The organism is Nocardia concava NBRC 100430 (assembly GCF_000308815.1).
GTDB lineage: Bacteria > Actinomycetota > Actinomycetes > Mycobacteriales > Mycobacteriaceae > Nocardia > Nocardia concava.
The window spans coordinates 33,485-51,019 of the sequence record NZ_BAFX01000044.1 but is presented as its reverse complement, the minus strand read 5'-3'; the positions used below and the strand labels follow the sequence as shown (position 1 = coordinate 51,019).

Sequence of the window (17,535 nt, the reverse complement as noted above, 5' to 3'; positions counted from 1 at the left end):
TGAACGGTGTCTTCCCCCTCGGATTCCTTTGCCGCCACCCGCGAGCGCAGTGACGAACTCGCCGCCGAGGTGACCGCCCACCCCGACCGCTTCCGTGTCCTCACCGGCGAACGGCCCACGGGCAGACTGCATCTGGGCCACTACTTCGGCACCATCCGGGAGCGCGTACGGCTGCAGGGCCTCGGCGTGGACCTGTTCGTGATCCTGGCCGACTATCAGGTCATCACCGACCGCGACACCCTCGGTCAGGTGCGCGACAACGTCTACAGCGCCGTGCTCGACTACGCCGCCGCCGGCATCGACATGAGCAAGGCGACCGTCTTCACCCACTCCGCGGTGCCCGCCCTCAACCAGCTCATGCTGCCGTTCCTGAGCCTGGTCACCGAGGCCGAGCTGCACCGCAATCCGACGGTCAAGGCCGAGCTGGCCGCCTCGGAGCGGGCGCTGAGCGGGCTCATGCTCACCTATCCGGTGCATCAGGCCGCCGACATCCTGTTCTGCAAGGGCAACCTGGTGCCGGTGGGCAAGGATCAGCTGCCGCACCTCGAGGTCACCCGGGTCATCGCGCGCCGGTTCAACGAGCGCTGGGGCAAGGTCTTCCCCGAACCGCAGGCGCTGCTCACCTCCACCCCCGAGATTCCGGGCCTGGACGGCCGCAAGATGTCCAAGAGCTACGGCAATGCCATCTCGCTGTCCATGACCGCCGACGAGACCGCGGCCTTGATCAAGCGCACCCCCACCGACTCCGATCGCCGCATCACCTTCGATCCCGATGCGCGCCCGGGTGTTTCGGCCCTGCTCACCACCGCCGCCCTGTGCCTGGGCAGCGATGAGCACACCCTCGCCGACAAGCTCGGCGACGGCGGCGGGGCCGCCCTGAAGAAGCTCGCCACCGACGCGGTCAACGAATTCTTCGCCGGCCACCGCGCCCGCCGCGCCGAACTCGCCGCCGACCCCGACTTCGCGAGCAGCCTTGTCCGCGAAGGCAATCGACGCGCCAACGAGATCGCCGAACGCACCCTCGACGAGGTCCGCGCGGCAATGGGGACCGTTTACTGACCCATTGCCCGACCGCCCCAGGCCGCTCGACTCACCCAGGAGGAAACAAGCCATGACCGGACGCACCCCCAGCCAGTGGGAGGAACTCGCCGCGGCGAATCCCGAGCATTCCACGTGGTACGTCGAGCGTTTCCGGGCAATGGCGGCCCAGGGCAAGGACATTGCCGGGGAGGCGCGCCTGGTCGACGCGATGCTCGCACGCGGCAGCCGGGTGCTGGACGCGGGGTGTGGTCCGGGACGGGTCGGCGGCTACCTGCACGATGTCGGTCACGCCGTGGTCGGCGTCGATGTCGATCCGGTCCTGATCGCCGCCGCCGAGCAGGACTACCCCGGCCCCACCTGGCTGGTCGGCGACCTCGCCGAACTGGACCTCCCGGGCCGCGGCATCCCCGCCGACTTCGACGCCATCGTCTGCGCGGGCAATGTGATGACCTTCCTGGCCCCCTCCACCCGGATCGCCGTCCTGACCGCCTTCGCCCGGCACCTCGCCCCGACCGGTCGCCTGATCACCGGATTCGGCGCGGACCGCGGCTACGAGTTCGGCGAATTCCTGTCCGACGCCGAAACCTCCGGCCTCACAACCGATTTGCGGCTCGCGACCTGGGACCTCCGCCCCTTCACCCCCGACTCCGACTTCCTGGTGGCGGTCTTCTCGCGCTCCAGCTGAGCGGCCGTTCTCCGTACAGACCATGCGGTACGGGTCTAGGCTGGGCAATCCATTCGTTAACCACGATCCAGCGGACCCGGAGTCGAAGCCATGGGATACCGACGGGGTTTAGGTGTGGTTGTCGCGGCCGTGGGGTTGACGGTCGCGGTGGGGTGCGGGTCGTCCCCCGATTCGGGCGGATCGAAGGAACCCGCGTATGCCGCGACACTGCGGCCCATCATCGACAAATTGATGAAGGACAACGTCATTCCGGGTGCAGTGGTCGTCGTCAGATCACCGAAGGACGGGGATTGGACGGCCACATTCGGGACCGGAACCCTCGGCGAGAACGACCCGATGACGGTGGACGACCACTTCCGAATCGGCAGCAACACCAAGACCATGACCGTCACGGTGCTGCTGCAACTGGCGCAGGAAGGCAAACTCGCCCTCTCCGATCCGATCGCGAAATATTGGCCCGGCGTCCCCAACGGCGACCGCATCACCCTGGCCCAGCTGGCCGAAATGCGCAGCGGCCTCTACAGCTACACCTTCGACGAACAGTTCAACGCCGACCTCGACAACCAACCGCAGAAGGTCTGGACCCCAACCGAACTGCTCGCTATCGCCTTCGCCCATCCGGTCAATTTCGCGCCCGGCGAGAGGTTCGAATACTGCAACACCAACACCATCCTGCTCGGCCTGGTCATCGAAAAAGTCACCGGCCGGCCGGTGGCCGACAGCTTCCAGCAGCGCATCTTCACCCCGCTGGGCCTGAAACACACCTCGTTCCCCGCCGCCACGGACTCCGCCCTCCCCGACCCGCACCCCCGGGGCTACGCGTTCGGCACCAATGTCTCCACCCTCGAAACCGCCGCCCTGCCACCGGATCAACAAGCCGCGGCCCTGGCCGGAACCCTGAAGCCGACCGACCAGACCACCGCCAGCCCGTCCTGGGCCTGGACCGCGGGCGCCGCGATCTCCGTCGTCGACGACATGACCACCTACGCGAAAGCCCTGGCCGACGGCGATCTGCTCGACAAACAGATGCAGCGGACTCGAATCGACAGCATCCAGCCGATCGACCCGGCCCACCCCGAAACGGCGGGCTACGGCCTGGGCATCGTCCGTTTCGGCGCCCACCTGCTCGGCCACGACGGCCAACTCCCAGGCTTCATGACCTTCATGGCCTCCGACCCTGACTCCGGCCTCACCATCGTGGTGGCCACCAACCTGGCCACCGTCCCCTCCGGCGAAGGATCGGCCCTGGTCCTGGTCAAGGGCATGCTCCCTACCTTCTACGGCTGATCCTCGAGGGCCGCGTAGACGGTGGAGAGGAAGTCGTCGCCGAGGGGGCTGCGCCATTCGGCGGCGATGATGATGTTGGCGGATTGGACCAGGAGGAGGGTGACCAGGTCCTTCTCGGGGTCGGCGTGCCAGTCGGTGCCGAGGCCACCGGGCCAGGAGAGGGTGCCTACGCTGGGGACGCCGCCGTTGGGTTCGGTCTGGATCTTGACGCCGTAGCCGAAACCCTGGTCGGCCCAGATGGTTTGGCCCAGGGGCGGGTTGAAGGGTGGAGTGGCGTGTTGTTCGGGGGTTAGATAGTCGGTGCTCAGGGCGGCTACCAGGTCGGTGGAGAGGACTCGGACGCCGTCGAGTTCGCCGCCGTTGAGGAGCATATGGGCGAAACGGGCATAGTCGTCGGCGGTGGAGACCAGGCCCGCACCGGCGGAGGGGAACAGGGGTTGCTCGCCCCAGGCGGTGGTGGCGGGGCGGTCCAATTCGGTGTCGTCGGGGCCGTAGAGGACGCTCAGGCGGTCGCGCTTGGATTCGGGGACGACGAATCCGGTGTCGGACATGCCCAGCGGGTCCAGGACACGTTCGCGCAGAACGGTTTCCAGGGGCTGGCCGGTGATGCGGGTGAGCAGGATGCCGAGGACGTCGGAGGCGGTGTGGTAGCGCCACAGGGTGCCGGGCTGGGCGATGAGCGGGAGTTCGGCGAGCTTGCGCAGCCAGGCGTCCGGGTCGAGGGTTTCGGCATCGGCCACGCCGATGGCGCTGGCGATGGGATCGGCTGTGAGAGCGAACAATTGGGGTGCGAGGCTGGAGCGGCCCCAACCCAGGCCGAAGCGGTAGGTGAGCAGGTCATCGAGGGTGATGGGGCGCTCGGCGGGGACGACGTCGTCGGGGGAACCGTCGATGTCGCGCATGACCTTGCGGTCGGCCAGTTCCGGGAGCCAGGTGTCGATCGGGTCCTGGAGACCGATGCGGCCCTCCTGGACCAGCGTCAGCACGGCCACCGCGGTGATCGGCTTGGTCATCGAGGCGATGCGGAAGAGGGTGTCGCGCCGCATCGGGAGCCGCGCGGCCCGGTCGCGCCAGCCGACGGTGTCGACCTGTGCCAGTTCTCCGTGCCGGTAGATCAGGGCCACCGCACCGGCCACCTCACCGCGCTCGACGTATCCGTCGAGGACTTCACTTACTTTTGCCAGCCCGTCGGCCGAAAACCCGTTCGCCACAATCGCTCCCTTCGCTGTGCACCGTCAACAGCGGGAGGCCGACGATATTCCCGCAGGCTACTGCACCGCGGAGCAGAAGGGCTGGCAACTCGATACCGGAGTCGGCGCAATCGGTTGCTGCTCATGGAATTTCGCGTGCGTGAGCAGTACCGCCAATCCGACGGCGATCACGAGGATCAGGGCGGCGCTGATCCAGGCCACCGCCCAGTTCTGGCGGCGCACGGTGACCAGGATCGTGCCGTCGTCGCCCATGACGACGGTGCCGAGCGGCGGACCCGATAGCTGTCCGAGAAACGCACCACCACAACCGGATCCGAAGAGGGCAGGCACGGGCAGATCCCTTCTCTGAGCTCGCTGTCACGGACACACAGCGAGCCAGAGTACGCCCCGCACGAATTAATAGCTATAGGCTATTTGAGCAGATTATTGGTGATTTTTACCGGTTTGTCCGATGTATTCCGTTCTCAGGAACCGACATACGCGGCAAGATGCTCACCGGTCAGGGTCGAGCGCGCGGCCACCAGGTCGGCGGGGGTGCCCTCGAAGACGATGCGGCCACCGTCGTGACCCGCACCCGGACCGAGGTCGATGATCCAGTCGGCATGCGCCATCACGGCCTGGTGATGCTCGATGACGATGACAGATTTGCCGGAATCAACCAGGCGGTCCAGCAATCCGAGCAGATTCTCGACATCCGCGAGGTGCAGACCCGTGGTGGGCTCGTCGAGGACGTAGATCCCGCCCTTCTCCCCCATGTGCGTGGCCAGCTTCAGCCGCTGACGCTCACCGCCGGACAGCGTGGTCAGCGGCTGCCCCAGGCTCAGGTAGCCCAGCCCCACCTCGGAGAGATGCTGCACGATCTTGTGCGCGGCAGGGATTTTCGACTCCCCCGTCTCGAAGTACCCCAGCGCCTCGCTGACCGGCATGGCCAGCACCTCGCTGATATCGCGCCCGCCGAGCTTGTATTCCAGCACCGCCGCCTGGAACCGCTTGCCCTCGCACTCCTCACACACGGTGGCGACCCCGGCCATCATGGCCAGATCGGTGTAGATCACGCCCGCGCCATTGCAGGTCGGGCACGCACCCTCCGAATTCGCGCTGAACAGTGCGGGTTTCACGCCATTGGCCTTGGCGAAGGCCTTGCGAATGGGGTCGAGCAGCCCGGTGTAAGTGGCCGGATTGCTGCGCCGCGAACCGCGAATCGAGCCCTGATCGACGGAGATCACGCCCTCCGACGCCGGAATCGACCCGTGCACAAGGGAACTCTTGCCCGATCCCGCGACGCCGGTGATGACCGTCAGCACCCCGAGCGGGATGTCGACGTCCACCTTCTGCAGATTGTTGGCGTCCGCGCCGCGAATCTCCAACGCGCCCTTGGGCTTGCGCACCGAATCCTTCAGCTTCGCCCGGTCGTCGAAATGGCGTCCGGTGATGGTCCCGCTGCTGCGCAGTCCGTCCACCGTGCCCTCGAAGCACACGGTGCCGCCGCCCGCGCCCGCCCCGGGCCCGATGTCGACGATGTGGTCGGCGATGGCGATGGTCTCGGGCTTGTGCTCGACCACCAGCACCGTGTTGCCCTTGTCCCGCAACTGCAGCAGCAGATCGTTCATGCGCTGGATGTCGTGCGGGTGCAGGCCCACGGTCGGCTCGTCGAAGACGTAGGTGACATCGGTGAGCGCGGAGCCCAGATGCCGGATCATCTTGACGCGCTGGGCCTCTCCGCCCGACAGCGTGCCCGACGCGCGATCCAGGCTCAGGTAGCCGAGCCCGATCTCCACGAACGAATCCAGCACGGCCTGTAGCGATTCCAGCAGCGGCGCGACCGACGGCTCCTTCAACCCGCGCACCCACTCGGCCAGATCGCTGATCTGCATGGCGCAGGCGTCGGCGATATTGATCTTCTTGATCTTCGAGGACCGGGTCAGCTCGCTGAGCCGGGTGCCGTGGCATTCCGGGCACACCTGGAAGGTGACCGCCCGCTCCACGAACGCGCGCACATGCGGCTGCAGCGAGTCGACGTCCTTGGACAGCATGGACTTCCGGATCTTGGGGATCAGCCCCTCATAGGTCAGGTTGATGCCCTCGACCTTGATCTTGGTCGGCTCCTTGTAGAGCAGATCCGCCAGCTCACGCTTGTTGTACTTCTTGATCGGCTTGTCCGGATCGAAGAAGCCGGAGCCGATGAAGATCCGCCCGTACCAGCCGTCCATGCTGTAGCCGGGAATGGTGAACGGGCCCTCGCGCAGCGATTTGCTGTCGTCGTAGAGCTGGGTCAGATCGATATCGTTGACCGCCCCGCGCCCCTCGCACCGCAGGCACATGCCGCCGGTGACGCTGAAGCTGCGCCGCTCCTTGACCTGCTGCCCGCCCTTCTCCACGGTGACCGCGCCCGCACCGCTGATCGAGGCGACATTGAACGAGAACGCCTGCGGCGAACCGATATGCGGCTTGCCCAGCCGGCTGAACAGGATGCGCAGCATGGCATTGGCGTCGGTGGCGGTGCCGACCGTCGAGCGCGGATCCCCGCCCATGCGTTGCTGATCCACGCTGATCGCGGTGGTCAGACCCTCGAGCACATCCACCTCGGGCCGCGCCAGATTCGGCATGAAGCCCTGCACGAACGCGCTGTAGGTCTCGTTGATCAACCGCTGCGATTCCGCGGCGATGGTGTCGAACACCAGCGAGCTCTTGCCCGACCCGGACACGCCCGTGAACACCGTGAGCCGCCGCTTGGGCAGCTCGACCGAGACGTCCTTGAGGTTGTTTACCCGCGCGCCGACCACGCGGATCAGATCGTGGGAGTCGGCGGGCGGGACGGTCGGGGCAGATTCGGTCTTGGCCATGCGGGTCTCCAGGTGTGCGGGCGGTCCGGTCGGGCGGCTCGGTCGAAGGGGATCAGGCTCGGTTGATACGGCTCAGGCGACCTGCTGGATGCGGAGCAGGTTGCCCGCGGGGTCACGGACGGCGAAGTCGCGCACCCCATAGGGCTGGTCGGTCGGTTCCTGCACGATCTCGACGATGTCGAAGGCCTGCAGCTGCTCGAAGGTGGCGTCGACGTCCTTGCTGGCCAGCAGCATCGCGCCGTAGGTGCCCTTGGCCATCATCTCGAGGATGAGCTTGCGCTCCTCCTCGGTGATGCCCGGATCCGCGGCGGGCGGGGTCAGCACGATCGACGTCCCCGGCTGATCGGCCGGGCCGAGGGTCAGCCAGCGCAACCCGTTGTAGCCGACGTCCTTGCGCAGCTCGAACCCGAGCGCGTCACGGTAGAAGGCCAGGGCGGCATCGGCATCGGTGTGCGGCAGGAAGCTGGCGTTGATGGTGATGTCCATGCTGATCAGGCTAGTTGCGAGGCGCTTGCCGGGGCTTCTCGATTCCTGATCGGTCTGGTCACCTGTTTCTCGATGAACGACGGCATGCCCTCGGACACCTCGGCCACCTCCTGCCGGTAAGCGCTCGGCGACATGCCGACCAGTTCGGTGAATCGGGTGCTGAAGGTCCCCAGCGACGAACAGCCCACCGCGAAACACACCTCGGTGACACTCAGCTCCCCGATGCGGAACAGCGCCATGGCCCGCTCGATGCGCCGGGTCATCAGATACGCGTACACCGATTCCCCGTAGGCCGCCTTGAACTGCCTGCTCAAATGCCCGGCCGACATGTGCGCGTCGCGCGCGAGCCGTTCCACGTCCAGCGGCTGCGCGTACTCCCGGTCGATCCGGTCGCGCACGCGCCGCAGCCGCGCCAGATCGCTCAGGCGCTGCTCCTCGGCGGATTTGTTGGACACCCCTCGATGGTCGCACGCTGGGCCGACACCTTCGCGACGGCGTGCCCGCCAGATTCGGGCTACCGTTCAAACCTTCAGTCGGGTAACAGTTTTGTTCTGACACCAGACATACGGTGTCGGGGAGGCCGGTTCGTCCGGTATCCGACCACCAACCACTAGACATTGTGGCCGCGTGTGGCCCGAGGACTGGAACCACTGTTTCGATGAAGCTCTCCGCACTACGTAATAGGACCGCCCTGCGGACCGCCGCCCTCGCCCTCTCCGCCGCGCTGTCCGTCGCGGTCGCCGCGGGCACCGGCGCGGCCGACCCGGACGCCACCAAGCCCTCGGCCATCAGCTCCATCCAGAAGGACGGGCGCACCTGGCATCTGAAGGTGTACTCCGCGGCCATGGGCCAGGACATCTCGGTGGATGTGCAACGTCCCGTCGACGAGTCCCAGCCCGCCCCGAACATCTGGATGCTCAACGGCCTCGACGGCGGCATCGGCACCGCGAGCTGGAGCGCCCAGACCAACGCCCTCGGCTTCCTCGCCGAAAAGCAGGTCAATGTCATCCAGCCGATCGGCGGCCGCGGCAGCTACTACGCCGACTGGATCAAGGACGACCCGCAGCTCGGGCGCAACAAGTGGACGACGTTCTTCACCGAGGAACTGCCGCCGCTGCTCGACACCGCGCTGGGCTCGACCGGTCTGAACGCGCTGACCGGCCTGTCCACCTCCGGTACCTCGGTGCTGCAGCTGGCCGAGGCCAAGCCGGGTCTGTTCAAGTCGGTGGCCGCTTACAGTGGCTGCGCGCAGATCGCCGATCCGATGGGCAAGCAGTTCCTGAAGTTCGCGGTGGAGACCTGGGCGGGTGGCAACACCCAGAACATGTACGGCCCCGATGACAGCCCGCTGTGGGCCGCGAACGATCCGGTCATCAATGCCGAGAAGCTGCGCGGCACCAATCTCTACATCTCCAGCGGCAGTGGTATCCCGCTGCTGAAGGATGTCGAGTACTACACCAAGGCCGCGCCCGGCCCGCAGGGTGACATCAACCTGGCCCTGGGCATGCTGATCGAGGGCGGCGTCGACGCCTGCACCCACAATCTGAAGAACAAGCTGGATTCGATCAATATCCCGGCCACCTACCAGTTCGATCCGGTGGGCACCCACTACTGGCCGTACTGGGAGAACGCCCTGCACAATTCGTGGCCGATGCTGGCCGCGGGCATGGGTCTCCCGGCCTGATCGGATAGACAAACAAGCGCCGCAATGCCTTCCCGGCATTGCGGCGCTGTTGTTTTCGGTGGTCCGATCGTCAGATCATCAGGGCTGCATGCCCATACCCTGCGCGAGCAGCGGCCAGGAGTCGTGCAGCGCCTGCTCCCAGTACGGCCAGTAGTGCGTGCCGACCGGCGTGAACTGGTAGGTCGCTGGGATGTTCAGCGAGTCCAGCTTGGTCTTCAGGTTGTGCGAGCACGCGTTGGTGGCCCCCTCGATGATCATGCCGAGGGCGAGGGTCTCCGGTCCGCCGTTGTTCAGGTACCAGCTGACGTCCTCCATCACCGGGATGCCGCTGCCGCTCGAGATGTAGAGGTTGGTGCCCCGCAGCTTCTCGGCGTTGATGACCGGATCATTGGCCGCCCAGTCGGGGCCGTTGTCCGGGCCGTACATGTTCTCGGTATTGCCGCCACCGCGGTTGACCGACAGCTTCACGAAGGTCTGACCCGCCGGATCGGCGATCTGCGCGCACCCGCTGTAGGCGGCCACCGACTTCCACAGGCCCGGCTTCGCCTCGGCCAGCTGCAGCACCGACGTGCCGGAGGTGGACAGGCCCGCGAGCGAGTTGAGACCGGTCGAGCCCAGCGTCGCGTCGAGCACCGGGGGCAGTTCCTCGGTGAAGAAGGTCTTCCACTTGTTGCGCCCGAGCTTCGGGTCGTCCTTGATCCAGTCGGCGTAGTAGGTGGCGAAGCCGCCGATCGGCTGGATGACATTGACCTGCTTGTCGGACAGCCAGTCCAGGACGTTGGTCCGGGCCTTCCAGCTCGCGGTGCCGTAGCCGCCGTCGAGGCCGTTGAGCAGCCACAGGTTCGGAGCCGGCTTCGACTCGTCGACCGGACGCTGCACATCGACGGTGATATCGCCGCCCATGGCCGCCGAGTACACCTTCAGATGCCAGGTACGCCCATCCTTCTCGAGCGAGGTGACCGACGGGGACTTCTCGGGCTCGGCGGCGGCGGTACCGGCGAACGTCGCCACCGACACCAGCGCGGTGAGCGCGGTCGCGGCGGCGCGCAGCGCGAATCCATTGCGGCGGCCGTGCAGTACAGAGAGCTTCATATGAAAGTTGATCCAGTTCCACTGGCAAACTGCCAGCCAAAAAATAGTCGGGACGTTCTCTACGCAGTGAGCACGTCGTAACGGGCATACGGTCTGTTACCAGACACCATCGCTGCGAGACTAGCAAGGAATCCGCTGATCCCTTGCCGCACAGCGGAGTTGGATGCGACACGCCAGATATTTCGAATTTTCAGCGGGTCGCGGTGTCCGGGATGCTGGCCGGGGTACGCGCGATGCGGCCACCGAGGCGTTCGTTCACGGCAAATCCGTGGGAACGGCACCAGCGGGCCAGGATCGGAACCGCGGAGTCGTCGTCACGGAAGGTCGGGACGAGCTGGCCCACTATATAGAGGTGATGGGCGTCGGCGGCGCGGCACAGATGCTGCAGGACGGCCGTGCCCAGGCCGGTGCCGCGCAGTTCCGGATTCACCGTGATGTTGTCGAGCTTGACGGTGTCGGCGTAGATGTCGAAGACCACCTCGACCAGCGAATCGGAGCGGCGCAGGGATTCGATGTCGAAGGGGACCGGGCGCAGCACGCCGGGCAGATGATCGGAGAGCTGCCGGCGCGCGGCCTCGTCGGGGGCGGCGCGGGTGAGCTCGAGCAGTTCCTCGGTGAGGTCCGCGACCACGGCGCGATCGCCCACCGCGGCCAGCGGGCGGGCCGCCTCGACGCTTCGGGACAGGGCCCGCAGGCGGCGGGTCCACGACGACGCGGCGGCCGAGTAGCGCAGGGTCAGATCCGAGAGCGTGTCCTCGAGGCACAGCGCGGTCCCGAGGCTGCGCACGAATCCGCCCGAGAGCGCACCCCAGCGGTGGTCGTCGGCACCGACGCCGTGCACGGCCAGGTCCCGCACGAGCGCGTCGCGGCGGGCGGTCGCGCGGGCCAGCGGTGAGCCGGGCAGGTGCCGGGCCCAGCGTTGCCAGCCGGTCAGGTTCGTGCGAATGCGGGCGCCGGCGATATCGGCGCTCGCGTCGAGATAGTTGCACAGGGCTTGCTGACGACGCTGCAGCAGCTCACCGGCACGCTCGGCCACCGCGGGACCCGGCGTGGAATCAGCCTCGGCGGACGGCGTCTGACCCTCACTCATGAGGACTTACGCTAGCGTCCAGTTCACTCGGCACTGGTCATCGGCACGCAAGAATCGCATTACCAGCCGTAGCGGGCACCCGCGCCGTGGGGAACACCGCCCGGCCCGGGACCGAATTCGCCCGGAACCGATGTTTGCTGGATCGGAACCAGATCCAGATCGGTGACCCGGTCCAGCAGTCCGCGCTCGTAGAGGGCGGCCTGTTTGCGCGTCCAACCGGTCGAATGGCGCAGGGCGGCACGGGCTTTGCGGCGGCGGTGATAGGTGAGCAGCGGCGCCAGCCCGGCCTCGGTGCCGATGGCGCGGGCGGCCGGGCGGGCGATGAGCTCACGGAACCAGGCTCGCTCGGTGCGCAGCACCCAGGAGTAGGCGATGGCGAAGATGAGCAGGTCGATGAGGATCGGCAGGTAGGTCGACAGCAGGGCCGGGCCGGGCGGGCGCGGGGCGTCGAAGAGGAAGTGCATGGTGAACGCCAGCCCGTAGAAGAGCCCGAACACGCCCAGCCGCCAGGGCCAGGGGCGGTCGGTGCGGATGAGCAGCAGCACGATGCCGACACCGGCCAGACCCGACATGGCCCAGTGCGAGGTGAGTGCGGTGACCAGCCGCAGCACCGCCACCAGGATCACGTCGACCACCGGATCCTGCGGCGAGGACAGCGCGGTCTGGGTGGAGTAGAGGCAGTCCTCGGCGATCTGCGCGCCCAACCCGACCGACGCGCCGAGCAGCAGGCCGTGCATCGGACGGGTCAGCCGGGAGCGGAACATGACCGCCACCACGGCGATTCCGATGGCCTTGATGTACTCCTCGTCGATGGGCGCGCTGATGGCCGCGCTCCAGCTCACCGCGAAACGGTCGCCGAAGGCATTGGTGATGACCCGGCTCACGTGGTCATTGGCCCACATGGCCAGACCGGTCCACACGGTGGCGCCCCAGATCGCGCCCATGGCCATGGGTGCGACCAGGTGACGGCGGGCCCGGAAGGGGTCCAGCGCGAACAGGATTCGCCCGATGATCAGCAGGGTCAGCGCGGTGATCGGCAGCGCGGCCAGCGCGGGCACGCCCGCGAACCACACCTGCCCGGCGGCCTGAATCAAGAACAGCAGTGGCCCGGCCATCACGGCGAGGCAGTAGACCCAGAACAACAGCGACCGCGGCTGGAACCAACTCATGCTGCATCCTTTCCGGCATGAGCGGAGCCCTGCGTGGTTACGCTCCGCTTCCTCCTCCGGGCTTGACCGCTCATGCCTCGACCGCCTTGCTGGAGGTGAGCACGTCCGCGATCATCTTGTACCCGGCCTCCCGGGTCGGCCCGGTGACCGTGACGGTGACCGCCACATCGCCGCTGTTGGCGACCGCACACACCCCGCCCGCGGTGTCGGGCAGGACGCAGGTGAGTCCGTGGAAGTCGCCCGCGTCCACCACGCCGCCGTCGAATCGCACGGTCACCCCGGCGGCGCGCAGCGGCAGCAGCAATCGCGGTGCGGCCGTGGGGAAATCGGTGATGCCGTCCACCACCGACACCGACAGCCGCTGTTCGCCGATATCGGATTTCAGCACCGCGACCGAGTCGTCGCCGGTCGCGATGCGCCGCATCTGCTCGGGCACCCGGAACACGACGGCATTGGCCGGATCGGTCCCGCCGTGCACCGCGCCGATTCCGCTGGCGGTCAGCGTGATGGTCTCCCCCGCCGACATCTCGGTCTCCCGGGTCGGCACCAGCGCCGACAGCACCGGCGGCACCACCGCCGCGACCGCCAGCGCCCCCACCGCCGCGATCGCGGGCCCTACCGAATACACAAGGCGCACCATGCTTTTCCACCCTCTCGGCTCCCTGACGCAACGTCCGGGGACACGGGGGCGTTCCGGACGTCCGGATCAGGGTCCGCAACCACCCACCCAACGCTTGCCGCGAGTTAACCACACGACCGGTCGGGTTTCGGTCCGCAGCGCCGGGCGGGAATCAGGGCGTGACCGGAGTTACGAGGTCCGGGCGATGACGGCGTCGGCGATGCTGCGCAGGCCGGGGAGGGCGGCGGGCGGGAAGGGGGCGCGGGAGAGGGTGCGCTGGGACAGCAGCCAGCGGTCGCGGATCATGCGTTCGACCTTGGGTCGGGCCGTGGCGGTGAGGATCTGGCGGCAGATGGCGGCGCCGCGGGCGTCCAGGCGCGGGTTGCCGATCAGGCTCTCGAGCTGGGCGTGCTGTTGCGGGTCGGCGTAGCGCAGGGCGAGGGCGAGCAGGACGGTGTGTTTGCCCTCGCGCAGGTCGTCGATGGTGGACTTGCCGGTGCGGGCCGGGTCGCCGAAGATGCCGAGCAGATCGTCCTGGAGTTGGAAGGCCTCGCCGAGCGGGCCGCCGAAATCCGAGAGTGCCTGTGCCACTTCGGGTCCGGCCCCGGCCAGTGCGGCGCCCAGCTGCAGCGGGCGCACCACGGTGTAGGCGGCGGTCTTGTAGCGGATGATCTCGAGCGCCTGGTCGAGGTCGCGGGTGGGGCGCCCGGTGGTGAGCAGATCCAGGTACTGGCCGTAGTGGACCTCGGTGCGCATGGCGTCGAGAATCGGTGCGGCAGCGGCGGTCTGGGCCTCCGATAAGCCCGCGCTGTGTAGCAGTTCCTGTGACCACACCAGCCCGAAATCACCGATGAGCAGGGCGGCGTGGGTGCCGAAGCGGCTGGCCGCACCCCGGTCCCGGGCGCTGCGGTGACGGTCGGCGACGGCGCGGTGCACGGTGGGCTGGTCGCGACGGGTGTCGCTGTCGTCGATGATGTCGTCGTGAATGAGGACGGCGGCGTGGAACAACTCGACCGCGGCGGCCACGCGCACCACCTCCTCGGGTAGCCCGAGACCACCGCCCGCGTACCAGCCGAGCACACAGAACAGCGGGCGGATGCGCTTGCCCCCGGCGAACAGGAACGAACGCACGGCGTCCACCACATCGGCGGGCAGTCCGGCGGCGGCCGCGGATTCCGCTTTGCCCCTGAGGAATTCGTAGAGGGCCTCCTCGACGCGCGCCCGCATGGCGCTGCGATCCAGAGGGGACACGGTGATCGTGGCGGTGCTCATCGGTACCTCCGCAAGGCGTGCGATCGATGATCTTGCGCGCCAAGGGGATCCGCTCGGCGCGAATAGGGAATATCCCGAAATTCGTTAGTTTCCAGCGAATGCGACGAGTAGGGCTTGACCTGAACAAAGTGTATAACGGTCGGCGGCTGACCGTAAAGCGTTACCCGCCAGCATCGCCGAGGGCGAGCCGGTGAGCAAAGACAAGGATGCCACGCGCGGCGCCCTCCGCGCGTGGCATCCTCTATGGCTTCTCCGACGAAAACCGCTGTCCCCCTAGAGCGGAACGGCGGCTACAACAGATCGGCCAGCCCCTTCAGCGGCCCAGGCAGCCCGGCCACATGCTTCTTGATGCCCGCCGCCACCGGATTCGGGGTCTCGGCGCGCAACCGGTCCAGTTCGGCCTGCATGGTGTCGACGGTGCGGGTGTAGAACTCGTCGACGAGTCCGGCGTCCTCCGGATCGCCCGGCTGGGTGGACCAGTCCAGGGCCGGCAGGAAGCTGACCGTCACCGAGGCCGGCAGCGGGAGCTGCGGCAGGATCGGGGCCACGCCGAAGGGCAGGCCGAGGGTGTAGGGAAACACCTTGGCGCGCACCAGCTTGTCCAGCTGGAGCAGGCGCGCGGTCCGCTCGCCGCGGCTGAGCACGAAGATGGAGTCGTGGCCGCCGTTGGCGACCGCCGGGATCACCGGCACGCCCAGTTCCAGGGCCAGGCGGATGAAGCCCTTGCGCTCGGCGAAGTCGATCTTGCCGCGATCGGTCCACGGGCGGCACGCCTCCCAGTCGCCCCCCGGGTACACCATGACCGCGCCGCCGTCCTTGAGACCCTTGGCCGCGGACTCGCGCGAGGCCGGAATCACGCCGAACTGGCGCAGGCTGTCGCCGAGAATCGGTGCGCGCAAAAGGATGTCGTGCGCGACGCCGTAACTGGGCTCGTCGGGGCGGTGCTCGAGCATCGCCATGAAGGTGATCCACACCTCGGGCGCCCAGTAGATGGACGAGTGATTGCCGATGACCAGCGCCGGTCCGGACACCGGCAGATTCTCCACGCCGGTGACGGTCGGGGTGAAGTAGTCGGTGTAGGCCCGGGCCAGCGGCAGCAGCGGGTGGTTCGGGTCGGGGATTACCTTGGTTTCGGTCATGAGCCATTCCTGTCGATTGCTTTGCCGGGGACGGGCGGCACGCAACGACACTCCGACGCTTCCCGTTCCGGATACCCGGAATTCCCGAATCAACGTCGAGCCGAATTGAATTGCCCCCGGGTCACATCCCCATTGATTAGCTCCGACGGCCGCGCATACGCGGTCCTGATCAGCGTACGGACGTCGCTGCGTTGCGACAGATGCCCGTCACCGTCCTCCTGCGCATCCGACGTTATCAACCCAAGCGTTTGCTTGGTAGAGAGTGTGCGAAACCCAACATTCATTCCGCTTTCTCCGGCGCGACTCGCGGGCTTCGACCTAGGATGGCCGATTTCCTCTGCCGCATAAAATGACTGCTCAGCTCACCTCGAACAGCACGATCCTCCCGCTCCTCCACGGTCACCGCGGCGAAGGGAATGCGTGTGCGCGACAACGGGTTCGACCATGTGCTCGACCGCAGGACGCTGCTCGGCCTGGGGGTGACGGCGCTGGCGGCGCTGGGCCTGCCCGGCTGCTCGCGATCGACCGCCTCGGGCGGCCAGGCCACCACGACGGCAAATCCGGACGACCCCAAGGCGATTGCCACCGACGCCTACATCTTCGGCTACCCGCTGGTCCTGATGGACGTGACCCGGGTGGCCGCCGGCGGGTCGAATCGCTTTCTGCACGCCCAGGATCTGCCCACCAGCAGCGCCCGCTCGGTGGTGCGGATGAACCTGGACACCCTCTACTCCAGCGCCTGGCTCGACCTCGGGCCCGAACCGATGGTGTTGCAGGTGCCCGCCATGCCCGGCGGCCGGTACTGGCTCATGCAGATCATGGACGCCTGGTCGAATACCGTGCAGGATCCCAGCAGCGCCGATCCGCAACTGGCCGAACACCGCTCGGGCCCGCCGTTCACCTATGCCATCACCGGACCGAACTGGTCGGGCACGCTGCCCGAGGGCCTCACCCCGCTGCCCGTGCCGACCCCGACCGCGTGGCTCATCGGCCGCATCCAGGTCAATGGCGAGGACGATCTGCCCGCGGTGCACACGCTGCAGCAGCAACTGAAGCTGATGCCGCTCGGTGATTGGCTCGCGGGCAAGCCCGCGCCCACCGACAGCCTCCCCCGCCCGCGGGGCGACGCGCCGCCGGATCAGGTGGTGGCCATGGACGCCAAGACCTTCTTCGACCGCATGTGCGCGGTGCTGGCGGTGAATCCGGCCGCGCCCGCGGACGATCCGATGATGGCGCGGATCGCCGCCATCGGCGTCACACCCGGCGGCACCGTCGATGCCCAGCCCGCCGACATCCTGACCGCGGCCGTCAAGGACGCGCAGCATCGGATCGTCACCTACAAGGATCCCGAGGCCAAGGACCTCAACGGCTGGAAGTTCGCCACCAATCTCGGCGCCTACGGCATCGACTATCCGCTGCGGGCCAATGTCGCCTACACCGCGCTGGGCGCGACCCGTGCGCGAGACGCGCTGTACCCCACCATTGCCGAGGACGCCGACGACCACGGCGTCCCGCGCCGCTTCCGCCTGAGGTTCCCCGCCGGTCAGCTGCCGCCCGCCGAGGCGTTCTGGTCGCTGACCGCCTACACCGCCGACAGCTACCTGGTCGAGAACGACGCCGACATCTATTCGGTCGGCCATGCCGTGCCGGTGGTGCCCGGCCCGGACGGCTCGGTCGAGCTCGCCATCCAGCACGCCGATCCGGGACCGGCTGTGCCGAAGGGCAATTGGCTGCCGATCCCGGCCGCGGGCAGGTTCTCCCTGACCCTGCGCCTGTACGCCCCCGCCCCGGAGGCCCTCGACGGCAAGTGGCAGCCGCCGGGACTCACCGCCGTCCCGGCGGGTTGAAAGACCGTGCGGTGCGCTGGAATCCGACATCAGGGACTTTCATGCCTTAATGCGCATATCGGCGTATTGG

The 17,535-nt window shown here is 67.6% G+C and carries 16 protein-coding genes; 5 read left to right on the top strand and 11 right to left on the bottom strand.

Annotated features, from left to right (window positions below; translation table 11 throughout):
* The first annotated feature begins 6 nt into the window (after window positions 1-6).
* From trpS to ON43_RS08375, 3 genes are all read left to right on the top strand, one after another.
* The gene (gene trpS / locus ON43_RS08385) at window positions 7-1,059 is read left to right on the top strand and encodes a tryptophan--tRNA ligase (protein WP_040805466.1); all 1,053 of its coding nucleotides are present in this window, start codon (window positions 7-9) and stop codon (window positions 1,057-1,059) included.
* A 52-nt stretch (window positions 1,060-1,111) separates the two neighbouring features.
* Window positions 1,112-1,726, top strand: a complete 615-nt coding sequence (locus ON43_RS08380; RefSeq protein WP_040805465.1) for a class I SAM-dependent methyltransferase — start codon at window positions 1,112-1,114, stop codon at window positions 1,724-1,726.
* 114 nt (window positions 1,727-1,840) lie between these two features.
* The gene (locus ON43_RS08375; RefSeq protein WP_245568508.1) at window positions 1,841-3,013 is read left to right on the top strand and encodes a serine hydrolase domain-containing protein; all 1,173 of its coding nucleotides are present in this window, start codon (window positions 1,841-1,843) and stop codon (window positions 3,011-3,013) included.
* On the opposite strand, the gene ON43_RS08370 is transcribed toward ON43_RS08375, so the two are convergent.
* From ON43_RS08370 to ON43_RS08350, 5 genes are all read right to left on the bottom strand, one after another.
* Window positions 3,004-4,224 (bottom strand): serine hydrolase domain-containing protein, encoded by a 1,221-nt coding sequence (locus ON43_RS08370; RefSeq protein WP_063712511.1) that lies wholly within the window; start codon window positions 4,222-4,224, stop codon window positions 3,004-3,006. The two genes, ON43_RS08375 and ON43_RS08370, sit on opposite strands and share 10 nt — an antisense overlap.
* Before the next feature lie 57 nt (window positions 4,225-4,281).
* Window positions 4,282-4,554: a hypothetical protein gene (locus tag ON43_RS08365; RefSeq protein ID WP_157513952.1), complete on the bottom strand. Its 273-nt coding sequence runs from the start codon at window positions 4,552-4,554 to the stop codon at window positions 4,282-4,284.
* 134 nt (window positions 4,555-4,688) lie between these two features.
* Entirely contained in the window at window positions 4,689-7,067 is a 2,379-nt protein-coding gene (locus ON43_RS08360) for an ATP-binding cassette domain-containing protein (RefSeq protein ID WP_040805460.1), read from the bottom strand.
* A gap of 72 nt (window positions 7,068-7,139) precedes the next feature.
* Complete coding sequence (locus ON43_RS08355) at window positions 7,140-7,553, bottom strand: VOC family protein (protein WP_040805458.1); 414 nt, start codon at window positions 7,551-7,553, stop codon at window positions 7,140-7,142.
* A gap of 5 nt (window positions 7,554-7,558) precedes the next feature.
* Window positions 7,559-8,008, bottom strand: coding sequence for a helix-turn-helix transcriptional regulator (locus tag ON43_RS08350; RefSeq protein ID WP_040805456.1), 450 nt, complete (start codon window positions 8,006-8,008; stop codon window positions 7,559-7,561).
* Between the two features lie 203 nt (window positions 8,009-8,211).
* On the opposite strand from ON43_RS08350, the gene ON43_RS08345 reads away from it, so the two are divergent.
* Entirely contained in the window at window positions 8,212-9,237 is a 1,026-nt protein-coding gene (locus tag ON43_RS08345; RefSeq protein WP_040805454.1) for an alpha/beta hydrolase, read from the top strand.
* Between the two features lie 78 nt (window positions 9,238-9,315).
* Here ON43_RS08345 and ON43_RS08340 read toward each other — a convergent pair whose 3' ends face one another.
* The 6 genes from ON43_RS08340 to ON43_RS08315 form a co-directional block, all read right to left on the bottom strand.
* Window positions 9,316-10,329, bottom strand: a complete 1,014-nt coding sequence (locus ON43_RS08340) for an alpha/beta hydrolase (protein WP_040805452.1) — start codon at window positions 10,327-10,329, stop codon at window positions 9,316-9,318.
* 190 nt (window positions 10,330-10,519) lie between these two features.
* Window positions 10,520-11,419 (bottom strand): GNAT family N-acetyltransferase, encoded by a 900-nt coding sequence (locus ON43_RS08335; RefSeq protein ID WP_040805450.1) that lies wholly within the window; start codon window positions 11,417-11,419, stop codon window positions 10,520-10,522.
* Between the two features lie 59 nt (window positions 11,420-11,478).
* The gene (locus ON43_RS42270) at window positions 11,479-12,588 is read right to left on the bottom strand and encodes a PrsW family intramembrane metalloprotease (protein WP_051178146.1); all 1,110 of its coding nucleotides are present in this window, start codon (window positions 12,586-12,588) and stop codon (window positions 11,479-11,481) included.
* A gap of 70 nt (window positions 12,589-12,658) precedes the next feature.
* Entirely contained in the window at window positions 12,659-13,228 is a 570-nt protein-coding gene (locus ON43_RS08325) for a hypothetical protein (RefSeq protein ID WP_157513951.1), read from the bottom strand.
* Window positions 13,229-13,396: 168 nt separating this feature from the next.
* Window positions 13,397-14,479, bottom strand: a complete 1,083-nt coding sequence (locus ON43_RS08320; protein WP_040805447.1) for a polyprenyl synthetase family protein — start codon at window positions 14,477-14,479, stop codon at window positions 13,397-13,399.
* Window positions 14,480-14,769: 290 nt separating this feature from the next.
* A complete protein-coding gene (locus tag ON43_RS08315) occupies window positions 14,770-15,618 on the bottom strand; it encodes a lysophospholipid acyltransferase family protein (RefSeq protein ID WP_051178145.1) in 849 nt (282 codons plus the stop codon).
* Window positions 15,619-16,034: 416 nt separating this feature from the next.
* Here ON43_RS08315 and ON43_RS08310 point away from each other — a divergent pair, with 416 nt between their 5' ends.
* Window positions 16,035-17,465 (top strand): DUF1254 domain-containing protein, encoded by a 1,431-nt coding sequence (locus ON43_RS08310; protein WP_040805446.1) that lies wholly within the window; start codon window positions 16,035-16,037, stop codon window positions 17,463-17,465.
* The last annotated feature ends 70 nt before the right edge of the window (window positions 17,466-17,535 follow it).